At 68.6% G+C, this 19,923-nt stretch carries 15 protein-coding genes; 1 reads left to right on the forward strand and 14 read right to left on the reverse strand.

What is annotated here, in order from left to right; translation table 11 throughout:
- Nucleotides 1-335 precede the first annotated feature (335 nt).
- The 14 genes from AB0D31_RS08545 to AB0D31_RS08610 form a co-directional block, all read right to left on the reverse strand.
- Nucleotides 336-1,508 carry a 2-oxo acid dehydrogenase subunit E2 gene (locus AB0D31_RS08545; protein ID WP_362718892.1) on the reverse strand — a complete coding sequence of 391 codons (1,173 nt, stop codon included), beginning with the start codon at nt 1,506-1,508 and terminating at the stop codon, nt 336-338.
- A complete protein-coding gene (locus AB0D31_RS08550; RefSeq protein WP_362718895.1) occupies nt 1,501-2,508 on the reverse strand; it encodes a transketolase C-terminal domain-containing protein in 1,008 nt (335 codons plus the stop codon). Before AB0D31_RS08550 ends, AB0D31_RS08545 begins: the two co-directional genes overlap by 8 nt.
- A 3-nt stretch (nt 2,509-2,511) precedes the next feature.
- Nucleotides 2,512-3,453 (reverse strand): thiamine pyrophosphate-dependent dehydrogenase E1 component subunit alpha, encoded by a 942-nt coding sequence (locus tag AB0D31_RS08555; protein ID WP_362718897.1) that lies wholly within the window; start codon nt 3,451-3,453, stop codon nt 2,512-2,514.
- Nucleotides 3,454-3,629: 176 nt separating this feature from the next.
- On the reverse strand, nt 3,630-4,730 hold the full coding sequence (locus tag AB0D31_RS08560) for a C45 family peptidase (protein WP_362718900.1): 1,101 nt from the start codon (nt 4,728-4,730) through the stop codon (nt 3,630-3,632).
- Nucleotides 4,727-5,341 (reverse strand): GNAT family N-acetyltransferase, encoded by a 615-nt coding sequence (locus AB0D31_RS08565; RefSeq protein ID WP_362718903.1) that lies wholly within the window; start codon nt 5,339-5,341, stop codon nt 4,727-4,729. The genes AB0D31_RS08560 and AB0D31_RS08565 overlap by 4 nt, the downstream gene beginning before the upstream one ends.
- Before the next feature lies 1 nt (nt 5,342).
- On the reverse strand, nt 5,343-5,603 hold the full coding sequence (locus tag AB0D31_RS08570; protein WP_266353633.1) for a phosphopantetheine-binding protein: 261 nt from the start codon (nt 5,601-5,603) through the stop codon (nt 5,343-5,345).
- Nucleotides 5,593-7,131 carry an AMP-binding protein gene (locus AB0D31_RS08575; RefSeq protein WP_362718906.1) on the reverse strand — a complete coding sequence of 513 codons (1,539 nt, stop codon included), beginning with the start codon at nt 7,129-7,131 and terminating at the stop codon, nt 5,593-5,595. Before AB0D31_RS08575 ends, AB0D31_RS08570 begins: the two co-directional genes overlap by 11 nt.
- Nucleotides 7,128-9,143, reverse strand: coding sequence for a class I tRNA ligase family protein (locus AB0D31_RS08580; RefSeq protein WP_362718909.1), 2,016 nt, complete (start codon nt 9,141-9,143; stop codon nt 7,128-7,130). Before AB0D31_RS08580 ends, AB0D31_RS08575 begins: the two co-directional genes overlap by 4 nt.
- Nucleotides 9,140-10,216 carry an FAD-dependent oxidoreductase gene (locus tag AB0D31_RS08585; RefSeq protein WP_362718912.1) on the reverse strand — a complete coding sequence of 359 codons (1,077 nt, stop codon included), beginning with the start codon at nt 10,214-10,216 and terminating at the stop codon, nt 9,140-9,142. Before AB0D31_RS08585 ends, AB0D31_RS08580 begins: the two co-directional genes overlap by 4 nt.
- A 3-nt stretch (nt 10,217-10,219) precedes the next feature.
- A complete protein-coding gene (locus AB0D31_RS08590; protein WP_362718914.1) occupies nt 10,220-11,515 on the reverse strand; it encodes a SidA/IucD/PvdA family monooxygenase in 1,296 nt (431 codons plus the stop codon).
- A gap of 106 nt (nt 11,516-11,621) precedes the next feature.
- A complete protein-coding gene (locus AB0D31_RS08595; RefSeq protein ID WP_362718917.1) occupies nt 11,622-12,857 on the reverse strand; it encodes an acyl-CoA dehydrogenase family protein in 1,236 nt (411 codons plus the stop codon).
- A gap of 471 nt (nt 12,858-13,328) precedes the next feature.
- Nucleotides 13,329-14,246 (reverse strand): 3-oxoacyl-ACP synthase, encoded by a 918-nt coding sequence (locus tag AB0D31_RS08600; RefSeq protein ID WP_362718920.1) that lies wholly within the window; start codon nt 14,244-14,246, stop codon nt 13,329-13,331.
- 470 nt (nt 14,247-14,716) lie between these two features.
- Nucleotides 14,717-15,175, reverse strand: coding sequence for an acyl carrier protein (locus AB0D31_RS08605; protein ID WP_362718922.1), 459 nt, complete (start codon nt 15,173-15,175; stop codon nt 14,717-14,719).
- Nucleotides 15,176-15,359: 184 nt separating this feature from the next.
- Nucleotides 15,360-18,611, reverse strand: coding sequence for a condensation domain-containing protein (locus AB0D31_RS08610; protein ID WP_362718924.1), 3,252 nt, complete (start codon nt 18,609-18,611; stop codon nt 15,360-15,362).
- Between the two features lie 553 nt (nt 18,612-19,164).
- On the opposite strand from AB0D31_RS08610, the gene AB0D31_RS08615 reads away from it, so the two are divergent.
- Nucleotides 19,165-19,827 carry an LmbU family transcriptional regulator gene (locus AB0D31_RS08615; RefSeq protein WP_362718927.1) on the forward strand — a complete coding sequence of 221 codons (663 nt, stop codon included), beginning with the start codon at nt 19,165-19,167 and terminating at the stop codon, nt 19,825-19,827.
- The last annotated feature ends 96 nt before the right edge of the window (nt 19,828-19,923 follow it).

A 19,923-nucleotide genomic window follows, 5' to 3' on the forward strand; every position in this document is an offset into this window, starting at 1 on the left:
GGCCCGGGCTCCTTCCCCGCGGCCGCTGCCGAAGCCGTCGGCAACACCCCCGTCATGACTGTGTCTCGCCGGCGAGACAGACCCACGGCCGTCTCAAGATCGGTTAGAGGTGTGTGGCGGGCCGTGTGTCGGCGCGCTGGGCAGGGGGGCGCTCCGGTAGGAGGAGGGTTCTCACCACAAATCGACTGAACCGGAGCCCCGTTGCTCGTTGAGTCTGCCATCCCCGAGGCCGGGTTGTCCGCGATCGGAGACCGGGCGCCGGCGCCGGCCGCCGGGGTCACGGCTCTGCGACGAAGGCGGCGGTTCGCCTGCTCGCGGCGATCGCCGTCCTCCCGTCAGCCCGTGAGCCGGGCGATGGCGTCGGCGTTCTCCAGGTCCTGCTTCACCGCGGTGAGGAAGCGGACCGCGTCGCGGCCGTTGAGACAGCGGTGGTCGTAGGTGACCGCGACCGTGGTCACCGGCCGGGTGAACGGCGTTCCGTCCTCGGCCAGCGCGACTTCGCTCCGCTCGGCACACAAGGTCACGACGCAGGTGCGGCCCGGATGGACGATCGGCGCGGCCAGGATGATGTCCGGATCGTTGTGCAGCGAGAGGGTGATGGCCTCGTCGGTGAACGCGTCCCCGCGGAAGTTCTGCCGCAGGGCGCTGACTCGGAAGTCCATGAGGTCGTCCGCCAGGTCGCCGATCGGGCGGCGGGCGGCGTCCTTGAGCACCGGGATGAACAGGCCGGTCCCGACGTCGATGGTGACTCCGACGTTGGCGTCCGGCGCGAGGACGAGGGTGTGGTCCGCACCGGGCGTGGCGAAGAACAGCGGGAAGTCGGCGTGGCGGGCGGCCATGGCCTTGACCAGGAGCTCGACCAGCCCGTATGGGGCGCCCCCGCCGCGGGTGGCGTGGAACGCTGTCAGGTCGACCGCGATCGCGGCGAAGGCTGCCGGGATCGTGCGGTGCGCCTCGCTGACGACGGCGGCCACCGCGCGCTGGTGCGTGCCGAGGCTGACGACGGCGGCGTCCGCGGACCCCCCGGCGGCCTCTGACGCCGTTTCCTGGCCCATGTCCCCCTGGTCGATGAGCCGTTGGACGTCGGAGGCCTTCACCACCCGCTTGCCGAGCGAGCGCAGTTGCCCGGTCCGGATGCCGTGGTCCTGGGCGAGGGTGCGCGCGGCGTCGCTGAGGATCGGGTCCGGGCCGCCGCCGTGGTCCTCGCCCTCGGCCTCCGGTGCGGTGGTCGAGACGGCGGCCGCCAGGTTCGCCAGGTAGTCGTCCCGTTCCTGGTGGCTGTCGAACAGCAGCCCCACGGGCCGCCCGAACTCGCAGTGCGCTCCGGCCTCGACGAGCCGGTGCAGGACGCCGTCCGCGTCCGCGACGAGTTCCTCCAGGGCCTTGGCGGTCTCCACCTCGGCGACGACCGCGTCCTCGGACACCTCGGCGCCGTCGTCGACCGCCCAGCCGACCAGGACGCAGCCCTCGTCGTTGTTGTTGAACTTCGGCAGCAGCAGTTCACGCATGGAACGCCTCCCAGATGGCGCGGTGAATGTCGGAAGCTTGGGGAAGCACGGCCTGTTCCAGGTGTGCGGCGGTCGGGATCACTTCGGCCTCGGCGCTGCACAGCACGACCGGGCGCCGCAGCCGGCCCCACAGCCGCTCATAGACGCGCGCGGCGACCTCTGTGCCCCAGGTGCCGCCGGCGGCGGAGTCCTCGACCAGGCACACGACCTCGGCGCCGGCCAGGGCGGGCAGCAGCGGCTCCACGTCGAACGGGTACAACCGGGTCGGCACGATCACCTCGCAGGTGATCTCGTGCTCGGCGAAGAGCGTTCCGGCCGCCGCCAGCGCCCGCCGGGACACGCCACCGGGCGCGATGATCACGCAGTCGGCCGCGTCGTCGCCGTCCGAGGCCCGCAGCCGTGCCGGGCCGCCGGCTCCGAACGGGAAATCGGCGACGAACGGACCGTCCGTCCCGGGCTCGTGCATCGGCTGCGTGTAGAGCACTTTGTCCTCGAACAGGACAGCCGGCTCGCCGTCGGCGAGCAGGCCGGCCAGCAGCACCGTGTTGTCGTGGAACGGCGAGATCTCGTGCACCGACAGGTGCGGCACGCCGATGAAGTGCTTCTGCAGGCTCTGGCTGTGGGTCGGGCCGTACCCGCGCCGCCCGCCGGTGGGACAGCGCACGATCACCGGGACCTCGACGTGGCGGCCGTACATCGCGACCGACTTGGCCGCGAAGTTGACGATCTGGTCGAAGGCCAAGGTCGCGAAGTCGCTGAACATGATCTCGACGACGGCACGCCCGCCGGACAGGGCCAGCCCGTTGGCGACGCCCACCAGCGACTGCTCGCTGATCGGCGTGCTCAGGACCCGGTCGGGGTAGCCCGATGACAGCCCCTTGGTGATCTTGAAGGTCCCGCCGTACGGATCGGTGACGTCCTCTCCCAGCAGGAACAGGTCGGGGTCGGCGGCGAAGGCCGCGTGCAGCGCCCGGTTCAGGTTCTCGGCGACACGTTCCACGGTTCAGTTCCTTTCCCACACCGAGGCCGGACGGGCCAGGACCCGGTCCACGGCCTCGGCGATCCGCGTCCGCTGTTCGTCGTCGACCTTGGCGAAGAGGTCGGGGTCCAGGCGTCGATAGACGTCGTGCCAGTCGTGCTCCCGCTCGGCGGCGAGCTCGGCGGCGGAACGTGTGTCGTCGCCCTTGCTGTGCGGGCCGAGGCGGTGGGTCGCGAACTCCACGACCACCGGCCCGCCGCCGGCGCGCGTCCGTTCGACCACCGGTGCCAGGCGTTCGCGGATCGCGGCGACGTCGCTGCCGGTCACGGGCACATGGGCGATCCCGAACGCCGCGGCCCGCCCGGCGATGTCGCCGGCCATGGCGTGCGCGGTCGGCGTGGTCTGCGCGATGCCGTTGTTCTCCACGACCACCAGCAGCGGCAGCCGCCACAGCGCGGCCAGGTTCAACGCCTCGTAGACGGCGCCCTCGCCCCAGGTGCCGTCGCCTATGTAGGCCACCGCGATCCCGGGCCGGCCGGTCCGCTGGAACCACAGGGCCGTGCCCGCGGCCACCGGCAGGCTCTCGCCCTGCACCCCGGTGGACAGGTAGGTCTCCCGGAAGATGTGCTGGCTGCCGCCGACGCCCGAACAGACGGCGCCCTCGCGTCCGGTCATCTCGGCCAGCAGGCCCTCAGGGTCGTCGAAGCGGGCCAGGTAGTGCCCGTGGCCGCGGTGGTTGCTGAACACGAAGTCCTCCGTGACCAGCAGCGGCCCCAGGGCTATCGGCACGTACTCCTGGCCGAGGCAGGTGTGCGTGGTGCCGTTCAGCAGCCCGCGCGCGAACAGGTCCAGGACGGCCTGCTCGAAGTGCCTGATCATCAGCAGGCTGGAGAGATCGTCGACGTCGATCCGGGGACCGGTTCCGGGGTCGGTCCCGGCGCCGCTGACGGCAGTACTTGTGTTCACGACAGGTTCCCTTCCGGAAAAGCTTCTGACGCGTCTCCCGCAAGGACTGTCGTGAGCTGATCCTCGTGGTTCACAAGGGCGACGAATCGCCCGTTCTCGTCATCGAGCACGTTCATGTTCCTGCCCGTCGGAGTTCGAAAAGATCAAGAGGGACCGGCAACGCGGCACCCGCGGGGTCACCCCGCGTCGTCCGCGCCGGTCCGGGGAGAGCCGTCGGCGCCGCAGTCCGGGTCCGTGAAGGTGAACTCCCTGGTGACGGAGACGGCGGGATCACCCGGCCGGATGTACAACCGGCGGCTCCCCGGCAATGCGACGGCCGCGGCGACGGTGCGCTCGTACCGGATGTCACCGGTCCCGGCGACGCGGATGGGAGGGGCCGAGAGCAGCGCGAAGTGCTCCTCCACCCCCGCGTCCGGCGCCATCGCGGCGAGACCGGCGCGGCACGCCTCCAACCTTCGGCGTGAGGAGTTCCGCGCGAAGACGTTGATCTCGTCGAAGGGTGCGAACTCCGGGTGGAGGAAGTGGTTGGTGTGCTCGGCCTGTTGAGCTTCGAAACACCGGAACCCGCCGTCGAGAGCCTCCACCCAGACCGCTTTGGACGCGTCGCAGAGCATGAACGACCGTGAACTGGCCAACGGGAGACCGCGCAGACACTCGACCGCTTCGTCGACGGTGGCGGCCGAGTCCAGCACGTGGCGAATGGCCAGGTACGGCGGAACTCCGGGTTTCCAGTCGCCGCCGAGAACCAGGTTGAGGCCCACGGCCAGACCGTCGCTGTTGACGCCCAGATAGCCGAGGAGGCCCGCGAAGCTGAGCACCAGGACCCCGCGCGGCGAACCTGCGAGCCGTACGTCGAGAACGCTGATCTGATCGTCCAGGTCGCCGTTGAGGTCCACCGTCTGGGCCAGCACCGGATGGGAACCGGCTCGCGCGTAGGTGGTGCAGTCGCCCCGCGCCGGGATCTTCCGGTAGCCCAGGATCTCCCGGCGCAGCTGCAACAGCAGCGCCTGGTCGCGATGGATGCCGATCCCCTCGGCGAGTCCGGTGATCTCGTTCGCGAGCCGTGGCACCTCCGCCGTGATCACCTTGTCGAACGCGGACAGCACCGGTTCGAGACCGGACATCGTGACCTGTTCGTCCAGAAGCAGGTCGAGCCGGCACAGCGAGTCGTCGACGAAGCCGCGCAACGGACCCGCGAGAGCGGCGCCGTGCTGCCGGCCGACCTCGTGCGGATCGCCACGAAGACGCAGATGGGGGATGCCCGCTCCGCCGGTCACACCACCGTGTCCTGACGGGTCACCTTCGCGTGAGTGGCCAGCTCGCCCTTGAGCCAGGGCCACTCGCCGCGCACCACGCTGTAGTAGACCGCGTCCCGGCGCCTGCCGCCCGGCATCGGGTTGAAGCTGCGGAAGACGCCCTCCTCCAGCGCGCCGATGTTGCGCAAGCCCGCTCTGGCCTGCACGTTGAGCCGGTCCGTCTTGAACTCCACGCGCTCGGCGCCCAGGGTCTCGAAGGCGTGATCGAGCAGGAGGTACTTGGCCCAGCGGTTGATGCCGCGGCCCTGGAAGTCGACGCCCAACCAGGACCAGCCGATCTCCAGGCGCGAGTCCGCCTCCGAGAGGTTGCCGAAGCTCATGCTCCCCGCGCAGCGCCCCGTCGTCCGGTCGGTGATGTGGAACACCACGCGCCTACCGGCCGCGTGGTCGGCGATCATGCCTTCGAAGAAGGCGTCGAAGTCCGCCTCGGTCTCGACGAGGCTCACGAAGTAGCGCCAGATCACCGGGTCCATCGCGATGTCGTGAATCGACTCGCGGTCCTCGGGAACGATCGGACGCAGCCTCACGTGGTCGTTCTCCAGCGTGGCCGCTGCCAGCTCCGCCCAACTCATCTCAAGCAGCCTTTCCCGCGTAGCGCGACAGGGTGTCGACGACGTCCTGGAGGGTGCGCATCTCGGCGACGTCGCGCTCGGTCAGATGCGCGAGGTCGACCGAGAGGTCCTCGCAGAGCCGGGTCAGGAACAGGACCTTCTGCAGCGAGGTCAGTCCGTGGTCGGTCAACGCGACGTCCGGGTCGATCAGGTGCGGATCCGCGGCCGGCTGGAGTGCGGCCGACAGGTTCTCCCGCGCGATGGTCTCGATGTCACTGGGCATGGATGCCTTCCTGGTTGTTCGTGATCTCCGCCTGGAAGGCGGTGAAGATGGCCTGGCGTCTCGGCTTGAACTGCGAAGTGAGCATTCCGTTGGCGATGCTCGGCCGGGGGCTCGCGACCACGACCTTGCGGATCTGTTCGTCACGGCCGAACGAGGCATTGGTGTGGGCCAGTTGGTCGGCGATCGCCGCGAGGTCGGGCGTGTCGGAGGACGGCGAGACCACCGCGACCAGGGACGTCTGCGCGGGGCAGAACACCACGCACTCCTCGATCGCCGGGCTCGTCCGCATGTGCTCCTCGATCGGCCGGACGATCACCTTCTTGCCGTTCCCGAGCACGATGACGTCGTCGGCGCGCCCCTGGATGAACAGGAAGCCGTCCTCGTCGACGTAGCCGAGGTCGCCGGTGCGCACCACCCCGTCCGCGACGAACATCGCCTCGGAGGCGCCGGGATCGGCGAACTCGTAACGCCGGTTCACCGGATGCTCGCTACGGACCAGGATCACGCCGTCCTCGTCGAACAGCACCTGCTTGCCCGGCAGCACCCGCCCCGCGCTGCCCTCCTTGTGGGCACCGGGGTGGTTCTTGCTGACGATGCACGTCTCGTTCAGCCCGTAGCCCTCATAGATGGGAAGGCCCGCGTCGGTGAGGTAGCGCAGCACCTCCCGGTCCGCCGGTGCCGATCCCGTCCACAGGTAGCGGATCCGATCGCCGAACAGCCGGCGCGCGGCCGCGCGGCGTGCCGCGTCCGGCGTGACGCCGGACGCGCGCGCGGCGTCCTGGCCGATCTGCTGCCTGGCGACCTCGAAGAACGCCGGCACGCCCATCACCACGGTCGGCCGGGCCGTCGCGAGCGCGGCGAAGGCCGCCTCGTACGTGGTGACGGTCACGTCGTGGCCGAAGCAGAGGGCGGAGTAGACCCAGTACCGCTGCTGCAGCAGCGACAGCGGGAGGAAGACGAAGAGGTTGTCACCGTCCCGGTGCTCGAAGATCTCCTGCACGGCCCGCATCGACGCGTCGATGCTGCCGACGGTGGCCCCGAGCCCCTTCGGCACGCCGGTGCTGCCGGAGGTGAACTTGATCGTCGTCACCTCCTCGGGCTCGTACCCGACGGGCTCGACCAGCTCCGTCCCTGTCCGTCCCGCGGCCTCGGCGACGTCGGCGAAGGCCCGGACCGCCGCCGGCCCGCCCGCCGGCACGTCCTGGTCGGTGAACAGAGCCTTGAGCCCGTAGCGCGCCACCAGCTCTGCGGCGTCCGCGAACTTGCCCGGCTCGAAACCCGCGACCACGGCCTTGAGCCGCAGCGCGGCAAGGTCCAGCAGGACCCATTCCAGGCTGTTGGCGCCCAGGATGCCGACACGGTCCCCGGGCTCGACGCCGAGCCTCCGAAGATGGGCGGCGACACGACCCGACAGTTCGTACAGTTCCGTCAGGTCCAGCGTCCTGCGGCTGCCGAGCCGGAGGAAGGAGATCCGGTGGCCGGGAGCCGGAGGCCCCGCCACCACACGGTTGATCACGGAGTCCGTCATTGCGTGGCCTCCGCGGCGAGCGGCCAGTCCGACGGCAGAGCCGCGAAGTAGGACCGGTCCTGAAGGCTGATCCGGGTCCCGGGCGCGACCAGCTCGACCTGGGAGGGCCAGGACGAGAGGTCGGCCGTCCCGAGTGCCTCGGCGAGGCGGGCGGCGAAGCGCGGCATGATCGGCGCGGCCGCGCGTGCCAGCAGCTGCGCCGCGGCCAGTTCCAGCGCGACGGCGGTTCGGGCCTCGTCGCTCCAGTCGGCGATCAGCGCGGTCCGTGCCTCCGTCTCGGCGAACCGCCGGGCGTCCACGACGATCCCGTCCAGCTCGGCGGCCGCACGGTTCAGCGAGAACCCGTCCTGTCCGAGACTGTCGGCGACAGCGGCGAGACGTATTCCAAGACGGTTGAGGAACGCCGTGTGCTCGGGAGTCCAGACGCCGGCGTCGGGGGCGATCCCGCCGTACTGCCCGGCTGTCCGAGCGCCCAGGTCGTTCAGCCAGCCCTGCCAGCCGTCCACCAGGACCCTCTGAACGGTCTCCGCGTACGCCTCAAGTTCGAAGTTCGTCCGTTGCTGCTCCGGACGGGTGAGCGACAGGTAGTAGCGCACCGCGTCCACGGTCTCCGGGCGCAGGATCTGCTTGCCCCAGACGGCATGGCGCCGGCTGGTGGAGAACTTGCCGCCCTCCAGCAGGTAGAACTCGTTGACGTGGTAGTCGATGTCGGGGTTCCACTCCGGGTACGCCGACCGGTAGAGCGCCGGGTAGAGCACGGCGTGGTAGAAGCTGTTGTCGTAGCCGAAGAAGTGGACGAGCTTCCAGTCCTGCTCGGGGGCGGCTGCTCGCCAGTCACGGCCCAGACGCCCGCCGAGGGCTTCGATGCCGTGCAGGAAGCCGTAGGACATCTCGGGCCAGACCCAGATCACCTGCCCGTCCACGGTCGTCTCCGCGGGTGCGACGCCCCAGTTCGACGGGTGTGTCACGGGAATGTCGAGGTCGGTACGCGCGAACACCCGGTCCGCCAGTTCGCGAAGCCGGGCCGGGACCCGGCCGAGGCGGTGGTGATCGGTCACCTCCTTGCCGAACTCGTGGAGCGGCAGGACGAAGCGGGGGACCGGCTGCTGCTTCGCGGGCGTCTGCGACCGGCTGCTCCGCGGGTCGACCAGGTCGACGCAGACGTTCGGCTCGCCGCATTCCTCGCAGATGTTGCCGCTGGTGCCATTGCCGCATCCGGGGCAACCGCCCGAGACGTCCACCTCGTACAGGTAGGCTCCCGTCTCCGCGTCCACCAGGGCGTCCGCCTGCCGGACGGCGACCGCACCCGAGTCGACGAGCTTCGAGAAGTACCCACGCAGGCCGTCCCGGTAGCCAGGGTCCTGGTCGGTCGCCGTGTAGTGGTCGACCTCGATGTCCATCAGACGCAGCGTCGCGGCGATCTCGGCGCTGTAGTGCCCGGCGGTGCGCGCCGGTTCGCGCTCCTCGCGGCGGGCGCACTCGACCACGTAGCTCTGGTAGTCGTCGCTCCCCGTCAGGTGCCACGCTTCGGTGCCCTGCATGCGCTGGAACCGGACGTAGGCGTCCGCTCCCAGGTAGGGGCCGGACAGATGGCCGAGGTGCAGGTCGCCATTGGGAGTGGGCGGGGTCGAGAAGACGAAGACCGGCCGCTCGGGGAATCGGCGACGCGCGGCACCCGCGGCCGCGGTCCGGGCGGCGAGCTCCGGGTCGCGCCAGTACAGGTCGAAGAAGACCAGGTCGACGTCGCCGTCGTTCTCGACGACGTGCGTCTCGAACGGTTCGAACTGGCACACCGTGCCCGGCTCCACCCGGATGCGCCGGCCGTCGAAGACCACCCATCCCGTTCCGGCGACGACGACGAACATCTCTGTCTCGTCGTGCTGGTGCGGATCGGAGGTGACGCCGGGAGCGACCCGGCCCCAGCCGGCTCCGGCGCTCATCGACTCCACGGAGCTCATCTCGATGCCGAATGCCTGGTGCAGATCCTCGGTGGCGAAGACGCTCACATTCATGGGTGGCTCCCTTGCTCGGAAACGTGTCGAACGGCCGTGAGGAGCAGATGTGCTGCTTCCGCGGCGATGGCGGGTGCGAGCCTGTAGCCGGAGCCGTTGGCAGCACCCGCGAACACCAGTCGGCCCTCCTCGTCCAGTGCGCGTACCAGAGGCTCCCGATCCGCGCTGTACGCATCGCAGAACACCCGCCCGCTGCGCGCGGAGTCGTCCAGTCGGGGGGCACGGCGGCGCAGCACCTCGCGGGCCTCGGCGAGGTCCGACGCGCAGACGCTGCCCGAGAGCCGGTCGGGGTCCACGTCCCAGACCTGGCTGGTGTAGCTGAAAAGCCAGCGCCCCTGCTCATGGAGGGGGAGCAGGAACGCGTCCTCGTCATGGAAGACGACGACTCCGTCCTCGGCCTCGGGCGGCTGCTCGATGTGCAGCGCCACGACCTTCTTCACCCTGGCGTTCAGGGGCGCGAGCCGTTCCCGCCAGGCCGGTGCGGCCAGCCACGGGCCGGGTGCGAGCACGACCGCGTCGGCCGTGACGCGTTCTCCGGTGCCGAGGGCGAGTTCGTATCCGTGCCCGGCCCGGTCCAGGGCGGTGACGCAGACCCCGTCGCGAAAACGCGTCCCCGGCCGCAGCGACCGGGCCAGTGCTCGGGCCAGTGCGCCGACGTCGGCGTACTGGCAGCCCTCGCCCTTCCATGCCGCCGTCTCGTCCGACAGCGGCGGCAGCCAGTCGGGCAGCGCGTCCACGCGGGACATCCGGGCCTCGTCGAGATAGGCCGCCTCCACCTGGCCCGCGCTGGCGCGGTCGGCCACCACCAGCATGGGAAGCGGGTGGATCGGCAGCGCCGGATCAGCGTCCAGCAGGGCCCGGTACCAGGCCTGGCTGTAGCCGGACATGCGACGGACACGCTCCGTCGCGCCACGGGGGAAGTGCAGACCGGCGGAGCGGCGGCTGGCCCCGGATCCGACGGCGTCCTGGTCGAGCACCAGCACGGAGGCTTCCGGAGCCCGAAGCGCCAGCTCCCGTGCGATCACGCACCCGATGATTCCGCCGCCCACGACGGCGAGGTCGACATGGGTCATGACTCACCCCACGCTCTCGTCCGGGCTGAGCTTCGCCGACCATTCGATGAACGAAGGTGCCGGATCGTCGCTGCGCACGCATCGAAGGCGGTCGATGATCCGCTGGCTCCGCCAGGCGAGCAGGCTGAGGTTCTTGTCCGCCAGTCCGCGCTGTCCCAGTGCCGCGTTCTGGAGGAAGACGCTTCGGTTCGAAGGACCGTCCCATCTCACGGCGAAATCACCGTCGATGCGGTACTCGTCGCCCTCGCGTTCGAGGCGGTCCGCGAGGGGCGCGAGGAAGTCGGGTGCGGTGGTGCGGAATCCGGTCGCCCAGACCACCACGTCGGCGTCGACCTGACCGAGGACCGCGGGATGGTTGCTGTTGGACAGTTTCAACGACCATGCGTTGTCGGAGGCGGTGACCGCGACCACGTTCCGGTTCGGGTACAGCGAGACCAGGTCGGTGTTGCCGTGGAGGAACCGCTCGGCGTAGATGCGCTGGTAGATCTCGCGGAGGGTGCTCTCGGAGATGCCGTCACTGGTGAGGACGTGCTCCCGGTTGAACGATTCGCGCGTCTCCTGGTTCAGCCGGGCGAAGTAGTCCGAGTAGCCGGGCATGTAGAAGTCGTTGGTGAAGGGCGAGTCGTCGATGGGGTAGAAGTTGCGGCGGCGCGACACCCACGAGACCCGGCGCGGCCGCTCGGGGGACGGCCGCGATATGAGGTCGAGGAACGCCTCGGCGCCGGACTGGCCGCCGCCGACCACGCAGACCCTTTTCCCCGCCACGTCGCGGCTACGAGGCACGAATTCGCTGACGTGGAATTGATGGGGACCGAGGTGGTCACGGGCCGCCGTCGGCACCCAGGCCTGGCTGCCGATGCCGATCGACACGTTGTTCGCCGTGACGGTGCGCCGGTTGGTACGCAGAACGAATACGTCGTCGAAGTCGACGGACACGACCTCCTCGCCGAACACCACGTTCTGATTCCGCCGGCTCGCCCATTCCAGGTAGTTGCGGAACTCCTGTCGCGGCACCGCGCTGAACTGCGCGTTGATGAAGTGGTAGATCCGTCCTTTGTCCTTCAGGTAGGACAGGAAGGAAAAGGGGCTGGTCGGGTCCGACAGGCTCACCAGATCCTTGAAGACGGACACCTGGAGCGTCGCGTCGGGGATCTGTTGTCCGTCATGCCAACTGAAGTCCTCACGCTTCTCGAGGAAGAGACTCGGCAGCCCCGGACAACCGTGCAACAGGGAGGCAAGACTCAGGTTCGCAGGGCCGACGCCGACGCCGACACACTCGTAGTGCTGTTGGTCACTCATGGCTCTCCCCGTGGTTGCATCAAATGTCTGTCCGTACCCGGCAGCCAGGCCAGCAGGTACGGGACCGGATCTGCCCGTGTCATGGCGACGACAGGGAAGGACAAAGTCAGCGCTCCGTTCGACTCGCGCCGTGTCCGGACGACGCTCGGGATCGGCCCGCGTGCGGCCGTCGTCCGAGCGCGTCCGCGATGATCATCTTCTGGACCTCGGACGCACCTTCGTAGATACGCAGGGACCTGACCTGCCGGTACAGGCGCTCGGGGACGCTGTCGGCGACCAGGCCGGCTGCCCCGTGGATCTGGACGGCAGCGTCGACGACCTCCTGAGCGGCCTCGGTGGCGGCCAACTTGGCGATACTCGAGTGCTTCGCGTAGCCGGTGTTCCCGTGGTCGAGCTCCCACGCGGCCCGCGCGACCAACATGGCCGAGTAGTTCAGCTTTATCTCCATGTCGGCGAGAGAACCCTTCACCAACTGCAGGTCCATCAGCCTTCCGCCGTGGATCCGACGCTCGCGGGCCCGCTGGACCGCCGAGTCGGCAGCGCGCCGCGCGAACCCCACCGCGGCCGCCCCCACCGTCATACGGAATCGTTCCAGCAGGTCCGTCGCGACCACGAACCCCGCTCCGGGGCGTCCGAGTACGCTCGATTCGGGGACCAGACAGTTTTCGAAGGCCAAGTGTCCGAACGAGCGGGGAGCGACCAACCGCACCTCCTCCAGCACCCGGACTCCGGGCGTTCGTGCGGGTACCAGAAAGGCCGTGAGCCCCAGCGCACCGGGTCCTCCACCCGTTCGCGCGATCACGCAGTGCAGATCCGCGGTGCCGGCATTGGCGATCCAGGCCTTTCGGCCGTTCAACAGATAGCCGTCGGACACTCGGTCGGCCGTCAGGCCGACCGCGGAGATGTCGGAGCCGGCTTCCTCCTCCGAGATCGCGAACGATCCCGCCACCTCGCCCGACGCCATGCGCGGCAGATACTCCAGCCGCTGCTCACTGTTTCCGTACAGGACGATCGTGGTCGCCGACAATGCTTGGATGGAGAAGGCGAAATCCGCGAGATCGTCGGCGTAGGCAAGAATCTCCCTGGCCACGCAGATCGAGCGGTAGTCACCGGCGGTCGACCCGCTCGCAGGATCGAGGAATCCCAGCCATCCGGCGGAGCCCAGTGCGCTCAGGATCTCCCGGCCGGCCTTCTCCGGGGCCTGCGCCAAAGGACGCGACCAGAGACCGGCGTGGCCGGCGCACCAGTCGGCGAGTTGCACGGCCGACGCGCGGTGCCGCTCTTCGTAGAACGGCAATGCCAGGATTTCCTCGTCGATTCCGCTGAACGGCGGGTACGTCATGTCGCCCTTTCAGATTCGCAGGTCAGCATCGGTCGGGACGGCCGTGAGCCCGGCGGCACTTTCATCAGGCGATGCTCGATGAAACTACGCGACCGAAGCGCGGCCCCGCCAGAATCCGCCGCCCTTTCGCGGCACCACGCGGATGTCGGCGTTGTGACGGTCCTTCTCCCCATCAGAAGAAGGCGGTGGTCGCGTACTCACGGGCATGACAGAAGGCGAAATCGTGGATCACCAGGCGCATCCGCAATTCGCCGATGCCGGCGGATCACCTCGGGGCGGGAATTCGGCAAGAAGGCTCGGAACCTGATGATCGTCCGGCGTCGGAAAACCGTACGCCGGCAGCATCCGCGCCCCGCCTGCCGTCTTCGCCATGAGCCTGCTGCGACGTGTCGGCCGGCGCCTGTCTCGCCAGCGAGACAACGCTCTCGCCGACCGTTGTGACGTACGCCCGCCGGGGACTGTGGACGGACCTCAGCGCGGCTGCTTGCGGAGCAGAACCCCGTACCGTACTCCAGGAACCGAGGCGGCCAGCAGGTAGTGGCCGTTGTCCCGGAGGCGACCGGCTGCCGCGAGGTCCGTCAGGTTGATGATCGGATCGGCGGCGAAGCAGTGGCCTACCCGTGCGATGTTGTCCGTATACAACTGCGCTGCCGTAAACCCCGCCTGAAGCTCTTTCATCACGACGACGGCTTCGAAGATGTTGGCGTGCATGAGGATGTCGACCTGGTCGATTCCGATGGATGCACGTTTCATCAGCTGCGTGTTCACGCGGCGGGAGAGGTCCGGACTGATCTGGTTCGACCAGTCCAGGTCCTTCAGCTCGTGCGCTGCGGCACTTGCGACGATCTCGTACTCCCCTTCGGTGTCCGACACCAGCACACCGGCCGCGCCATCGCTGAACAGGGCGAACTTGGCCAGTCTTTCCGCCTCGACAGTGACTCGATCGGTGGTGACGACCAGGACCCGCCGATGGATACCGGAGGCTACGAAGGCCTCGGCGACGCGCAGACCCGCCAGCAGGTTGGTGCATCGGGCGAGCGTGAGGCCGAGGAAGTCGGCCTCACGCGTTCCCAACCCCTCCGCGATGGTCCGCACGAAACTGCCGTGGCTGTCCGGCCCTCCTGGAAAACTGGTGCAGCACAGCACCAGTGCGTCGACGGAGGAGGGGTCGACGCCGGCGGCGCGGAGAGTCGCCCTGCCCGCCTCGACCGCCAGGTCCTCCAGCGACTTGTGGCTCCGGTGCACATGGCCCCAGCCCCAGAGTTCCGGGGCATACGGCACACCTAGTTCATCGGCCCGCGCCTTCAGATCCGGGGTCTCCGTATGGTGCGACGCGATTTCCCCCAGCACGTACTGCGGTCCGCTCAGGAAGACAGAGGAGGAACTCATCGAGGCTCCACAAGGGGATGTGTGTTCGGGCAGTCGGGTTACTCAGAAGCTGTGCGGAGGTGAGGTGCGGTCCGGGCAGCATGTCCGGCGGGATCGAGGCCGGCGGCAGCGGGCGACCGATGTCACACCACATCGTCAGCTTGCGCTTGGCGAGGCGGTCGACGACGCCACCGGCCGGGAGGGAGACCGACGAGCCGACTTCACCGGGCGGCCCGCCCGCTCCACACGAGCATGAAGTCTCCGTTGTGCCACGGGGACTTCTTGTGCATCGCGTTCTCGGCTTTGTCGATCACGCGCCTACCGTGCGGAAGGGGCGACCCGTCGTCCCGCGGCTGCGAGAAGGCCGTTCAAGAGCGGACTCCCCGCGTACAGCGCGCGTCACCGACCAGGAGATTCGCCGGCAGACCTTGATCACGGTCCAGGTCGACGGCCGACACGAATGATGGACGGCCCTGTCGGGGAGGCCAGGCTCAGTCCACGGGCGTTGTCCCGGGTCCGGCTCCGAGTTCGGCCGCCAAGTGCTCCATCCCCGCGTCGTCCAGGCCGTCGAGGGCCGCCAGCAGCTGCGCGGCCGTCTCCGGAGAGGCGTTGCCGAGGTCTGCCCCGGCGGGTCCGCCGGCAACCGGTCCGGCAGCCAGGGCGGCGACAGACCCACCTTCCGCCCGCACCCGCGCCGTCAGGCCCTCCACGGTGAGTTCCAGCAGCTCGCCGGCCGGGACGTCCACACCGAGGTCGGTGCGCAGCCGGCTCCACAGCTCAATGGCCGCGAGCGAGTCGAACCCGAGCGAGACCAACGGGATGTCGCAGCTGAACGGGTCGGTCACTCGCGCTCGGATCAGCCCGTCGAGATAGTCGCGGACAGCCAGGAGGCCGTCGCCGTCGCTGATCGTCATCTGCTCCCGGCCTCTCTGCCGCGGCTCATCAGCCATCTCCCTGCTCCTCGAACTGGGTTCGCCATGATTCTCCTGTGCAAACAATCCGACACTCGGCATCCGAACGGCGGCCGACCCCGCTTCGCCGCGGCATGCGCATACGCCCGCAGGCTCTTCCCATGCTGCGGTTGTCCCGCCGGCGAGACAACACCGCGCGGAGCGTATGAACGCGTCGCCACCGTCATGAGTCCGTTCTCCTGCCCAGCACGGGCCGGGGCGCGCTGACCTCGGCACTGAGCAGAGCGGCGAGCTCCCCGAGCGAGTCCACTTCGAAGAACGCCCGCAGCCCCAACTCACAGCCCATGACGGCGCGCACCCGACCGATGACGGTCATGGCGAGCAGCGAATCTCCGCCGAGAAGGAAGAAGTTGTCGTCGACGTCCGTGTGCGGAATGTCGAACACCTCGGCCACGATCTGGCACAGCTGCCGTACGCGGGGGTCGTCGGAGACCGAGACGCCTTTGACGGTGTCCGACACGGTGCTCGACGGCGTGCCGCCCGACAGTGTCCTGCGGTCCAACGTCCCGTCGGGCGTGGTCGGAAGAGCGGTGAGAACCTGCACCCGGTCGGGCAACAGCGCGGAGGGGAGCCTGTCGCGCAGGAACTCCTGGACGGTGGCGGGCATCAGCGCGTCCTGGCCTTCGTCGCAGGGCACGACGTACGCCACCAGTTCGGCCACGTGGGTGCCGGCCTCGGTCGCCACGACCGCGGCGTGGGCGATGGCGGGATGCCCGAGCAGCACGCCCTCCACTTCGGCCGGCTCCATGCGCAGGCCGCGGACCTTGACCTGATCATCGAGGCGCCCCCACAGCTCCAGCTGCCCGTCGGGACGCAGCCGGCCCTTGTCGCCGGTGCGGTACATGCGCTGTCCGGGAACAGGATTGAAAGGATCGGCCACGAATCGCTCGCTGGTGTGCGCCGGCTGTCCCGCATACCCCTGGGCCACGCCGGGGCCACCGATGTAGATCTCGCCGACGAACAGGGGCGGCAGCAACTGCATCCGGTCGTCCACGACGTAGATCCGGGACGTACCCGACGCGCGTCCGGCAACCGGCTTCGGGTGTTCGCGAATCTCCGCCCTGGTCGACTCGACGGTGCACTCGTTGAGACCGTAGACGTGGAACGCGAGCAGCCCGGGCTGGTCGTGCAGGCGCTGCCACAGCCGGTCGGACGGGCTCTCGCCACCGACCACCACGATCTTCGGCGGGTGCGGGAGCGTCAGGAGGCCGCCCTCGACCAGCTCGTCCAGCCGGCCGCTCGCGCAGTCGAGTACATCGATCGCCGTTTCGGGATCCGAGCCACGGGCGAGGAGCCGGTACGGGTCCGTTCGCTCCTCTTCGTCGATCAGCAGCAGCCGATGCCCGAAGGCGATCATGCCGAGGCAGTGGTTGACGAACACGCCGGAGGTCACGGAACTCAGCGCACCGACATTCACCTGTCGGCCCTCGGGCAACCGCGCGTACAGCGCGGCCAGTTGGGTGGTGGCGAGCGCGAGAAGGCCCGCCTGGTCGATGACCACACCCCTCGGCCGGCCTGTGGAACCCGGTGTGAAGACCAGGTAGGCCGGAGCGGAGGCCGGGCGATGCGCGAAGGCGCCGCCGGCCGGATCGTCTCCGGAGGTCTTCCCGGGGTCCGCCAGCAGGGCGGCCGTCGAGACCACCTCCACCTCGGCGACCGCCTCGTCCGCGATGACGAGAGCGATGCCCGCCTCCTCGAGGAGCATGCGGCGGCGGAACTCGGGGTGTTGCGGATCCAGCAGCAGGAAGGCACCGCCCGCGCACCAGGTGGCGAGCATGGCGGCGATCAGATCGCTGCGCCTGTCCAGGCAGATCGCTACCACGGTGCCGGTCCGCACACCGCGCGCCTTGAGGCCCGCGGCCATCGTCCGCGCCCGGTCGGCCAGTTCGGCGAAGGTGAGCGAGGCGCCGTCCGCGACGACCGCCTCGCGTTCGGGCACGGTGGCCGCGGTCAGTTCGAACAGGTCCCACACGGAGGTGGGTTCCGAGAAAGTACGGTCGCTTTCCGGTTCGCCGCTCGTGCCGAGCGCCAGCGTCTGCGTCAGTGCGGCCGGGTCGAGCAGCGGGATGCTGCCGAGCGCGACATCGGGTTGCCGGCTGAGCGAGCCCAGCAGGTCGCCGTAGGCCTTGGCGAAACGCTGCATGGCTGCCTCGGAGAACCGCCTGCGGTTGAATTCGACGTCGAGCGAGACTTCGCCTGCCAACTGCTGTATGTCCAGCCTCAGGTCGAACTGAAGCCCAGACAATTCCGCGGGTTCCGGCAGGAGCGTCACCTGGAGACCTTCGAGTGCCCATACGTCGCTCAGGTCGATCATGCCGTAGGTGATGGCCGCCTGGAACAGGGGGTTGCGGTCGGCTTCACGGTCGGGAGCCAGTGCGCCCACCACCACCTCGAACGGGACGTCCTGGTAGTCCAGTGCGTCGTGAACCGTTTCGCTCACGAGATCGAGAAGTTGATCGAAAGTCAGTGACGAATCCACCTGGCAACGCAGTGCCACCGTATTGGAGAAGAATCCGATCGTGCCGAAAAGTTCTGGGCTCGGTCGGCCGAGTGTCTGCGTTCCGACCGCTATGTCGGTCGTTCCCGCCCAACGCTTCAGCAGCACGAAGTAGACGGAGAGGAGGCCGGCGAACGGGGTCACCGAACGAGCTCGACAGAACTCTTCGAATTCTGCCAGCACATTCTGCGGGACGGCGATCGGCAACCTCGATCCGATCATCCCGTCCGGGCTCTCTTCCCCGTCCTCGGGCATCGATGCCTGCTGAATACCTGCCAGTTGGCCACGCCAGTAGTCCAGGTCGGCCTCATCCACCTTGGAGGCGTTCTCCGTCAGGCAGAAGTCGGCGTACTGTACGGCCGGCACCGAGAAGGCGGGCGCGTGCGGGTCCGCGTAGGCGAGGCGGAGTTCTTCGGCGAACACCTTCCCGGACACTTCGTCCGTGATGATGTGGTGGAACGCGAAGACCACCAGGTGGAGGCCCGGCGATATCCGTATCACCGACGTGCGCCAGAGCGGGCCCGCCGAAATGTCGAAGGGGAGGGCGACGAACCTCCTGGCCTCGGTGTCTGCCCACGCTCGGCGCTCGTCCTGCGAGTCGCCCTCGGCCTGAACGAAGTCGATCAGGGCCGGCTGTGTGGCGTCGCGGTCCTCGTCGTGCACCCATTGGAATACTTCGCCGTCGCGCTCCAGGAACGTGGTTCGAAATGCCTCGTGCCTGCTGCGCAGCACGTGAAGTGCGCGCTCCAGCCTGTCCGTCGAGAGATCTCCGGTAACGGTGAGAACCGGCCTCCATACGTCGGACGAGTTGTTGGGGCGCAGCACCGAGGAGAAGTACATCCGGCGCTGCGCTGATGAGGCGGGAACCATCCGCGAATGACGCTTGCCCGCGAGACCGTCACCCTCAAGATCCGGCATATCCAGCCCATGTGTGTGACGCATTCGGGGCACGGAAGCCCTCCCCAATCGATCGGCCGTTTCGACAACACCCTATTTACGAGCTCGATCAACGCAATCGCTCGACCGTGTGTCGGACGCTCAGCCCCGGCTGGAATGGCTCGCTCTGCTCAGGTGTCTCGCCGGCGAGACATCGCCGGGACGTAAGCGCACTCTCGCACGGATCGGCCCGGAACGTGGCGAGTTGTCCGATGGGAGGTATGGGGCGGTGTGGAAATGAGTGACGCAAATGACGGGCGGGGGCGGTGCCGGAGAGATTTTGCTCGGAGAAAACATTTATCTGGTGAACCGCCGCTCGGGCCGTGTGAGCCCTCTCGCATGCCGTAGCGAACGGCCCGCCCGTCGTGCACAGTTACGCCCAGGATGACATCCAACCGTTACGGTTGGCCGGTAACGCAAAGCGACAACCAACGGGGGATCGTTGAGCACTGCCATTCTAACAAAACGGACAAACGAGACAATCGAACGGAACGTTGCAACGGCAAGCACTGCGGGACAGCTGCGGAGTTTGGGCGTGCAGTTCCACAAGTCCGGCTTGTCGTTCACTTCCAAGCAGAGCGCCAATATGTGGGAGCAAGTCGGAACCGGACTTCTCTCCTTCGCGAACTCTTCTACCTGGTGGGTCGCCGACTGGCTTGTCTACGGTGAATCCGAGTTCCAGGACCGTTACCACGAAGCCGTCAAGCGGACCTCGCTCAGCTACCAGACGCTTCGTAACTACACGTGGGTCGCGCGCAAGTTCCCGCTGACCCGCAGGCGGCAGAGTCTGAGCTTCAGTCATCACCTCGAAGTGGTGGCGCTCGATCAGCCGGAGCAGGACTACTGGCTGAGGAAAGCGGAAGCGATGGGCTGGAGCAGAAACAAGCTTCGCGGCGAGGTTCGTAGCAGCCTCCGCGCGCGGCAGAGCGAGGTGGCCGCGCCGGAGAGCCGCGCTGAGCTGGACAAGGTCGTTTCCGGCGGGGCCGGTTCCGCTGCGCGGCGGGTCGAACCCGCCGCGACCGGATCCGGCTCGGATCCGGCCCCGCGTGATGTCGATCCCTCTCCCGAAGCGGGCCTGCTGCACATCGAACTCCCCGCCGAAATCCTGGCGCAGATCCGGACCGCTGCCAGGAAGGAAGGCGCGCCGGTCGAGACCTGGGCGATGGAGATACTGCGACGGGCTGCCGGCGGGTCCTGAGGCGAGGGTGCCGTCGCACGTCGGGAGCCCCCCGGGCACCTTCCCGACGTGCGGTGGTCGCCGGTACCGTCCCGAAAGCGAGCCACGGCGGATGCT

The sequence above is a fragment of the Streptomyces sp. NPDC048361 genome, from assembly GCF_040651795.1.
Taxonomy (GTDB): domain Bacteria; phylum Actinomycetota; class Actinomycetes; order Streptomycetales; family Streptomycetaceae; genus Streptomyces.

Excerpts from the sequence above, each read along its gene's own strand:
- AB0D31_RS08545 (WP_362718892.1), bottom strand. The coding sequence starts at position 1,508 with ATGCGTGAACTGCTGCTGCCGAAGTTCAACAACAACGACGAGGGCTGC.
- AB0D31_RS08565 (WP_362718903.1), bottom strand. The coding sequence starts at position 5,341 with ATGAGTTGGGCGGAGCTGGCAGCGGCCACGCTGGAGAACGACCACGTG.
- AB0D31_RS08570 (WP_266353633.1), bottom strand. The coding sequence starts at position 5,603 with ATGCCCAGTGACATCGAGACCATCGCGCGGGAGAACCTGTCGGCCGCA.
- AB0D31_RS08575 (WP_362718906.1), bottom strand. The coding sequence starts at position 7,131 with ATGACGGACTCCGTGATCAACCGTGTGGTGGCGGGGCCTCCGGCTCCC.
- AB0D31_RS08580 (WP_362718909.1), bottom strand. The coding sequence starts at position 9,143 with ATGAATGTGAGCGTCTTCGCCACCGAGGATCTGCACCAGGCATTCGGC.
- AB0D31_RS08585 (WP_362718912.1), bottom strand. The coding sequence starts at position 10,216 with ATGACCCATGTCGACCTCGCCGTCGTGGGCGGCGGAATCATCGGGTGC.
- AB0D31_RS08590 (WP_362718914.1), bottom strand. The coding sequence starts at position 11,515 with ATGAGTGACCAACAGCACTACGAGTGTGTCGGCGTCGGCGTCGGCCCT.
- AB0D31_RS08595 (WP_362718917.1), bottom strand. The coding sequence starts at position 12,857 with ATGACGTACCCGCCGTTCAGCGGAATCGACGAGGAAATCCTGGCATTG.
- AB0D31_RS08600 (WP_362718920.1), bottom strand. The coding sequence starts at position 14,246 with ATGAGTTCCTCCTCTGTCTTCCTGAGCGGACCGCAGTACGTGCTGGGG.
- AB0D31_RS08605 (WP_362718922.1), bottom strand. The coding sequence starts at position 15,175 with ATGGCTGATGAGCCGCGGCAGAGAGGCCGGGAGCAGATGACGATCAGC.
- AB0D31_RS08610 (WP_362718924.1), bottom strand. The coding sequence starts at position 18,611 with ATGCCGGATCTTGAGGGTGACGGTCTCGCGGGCAAGCGTCATTCGCGG.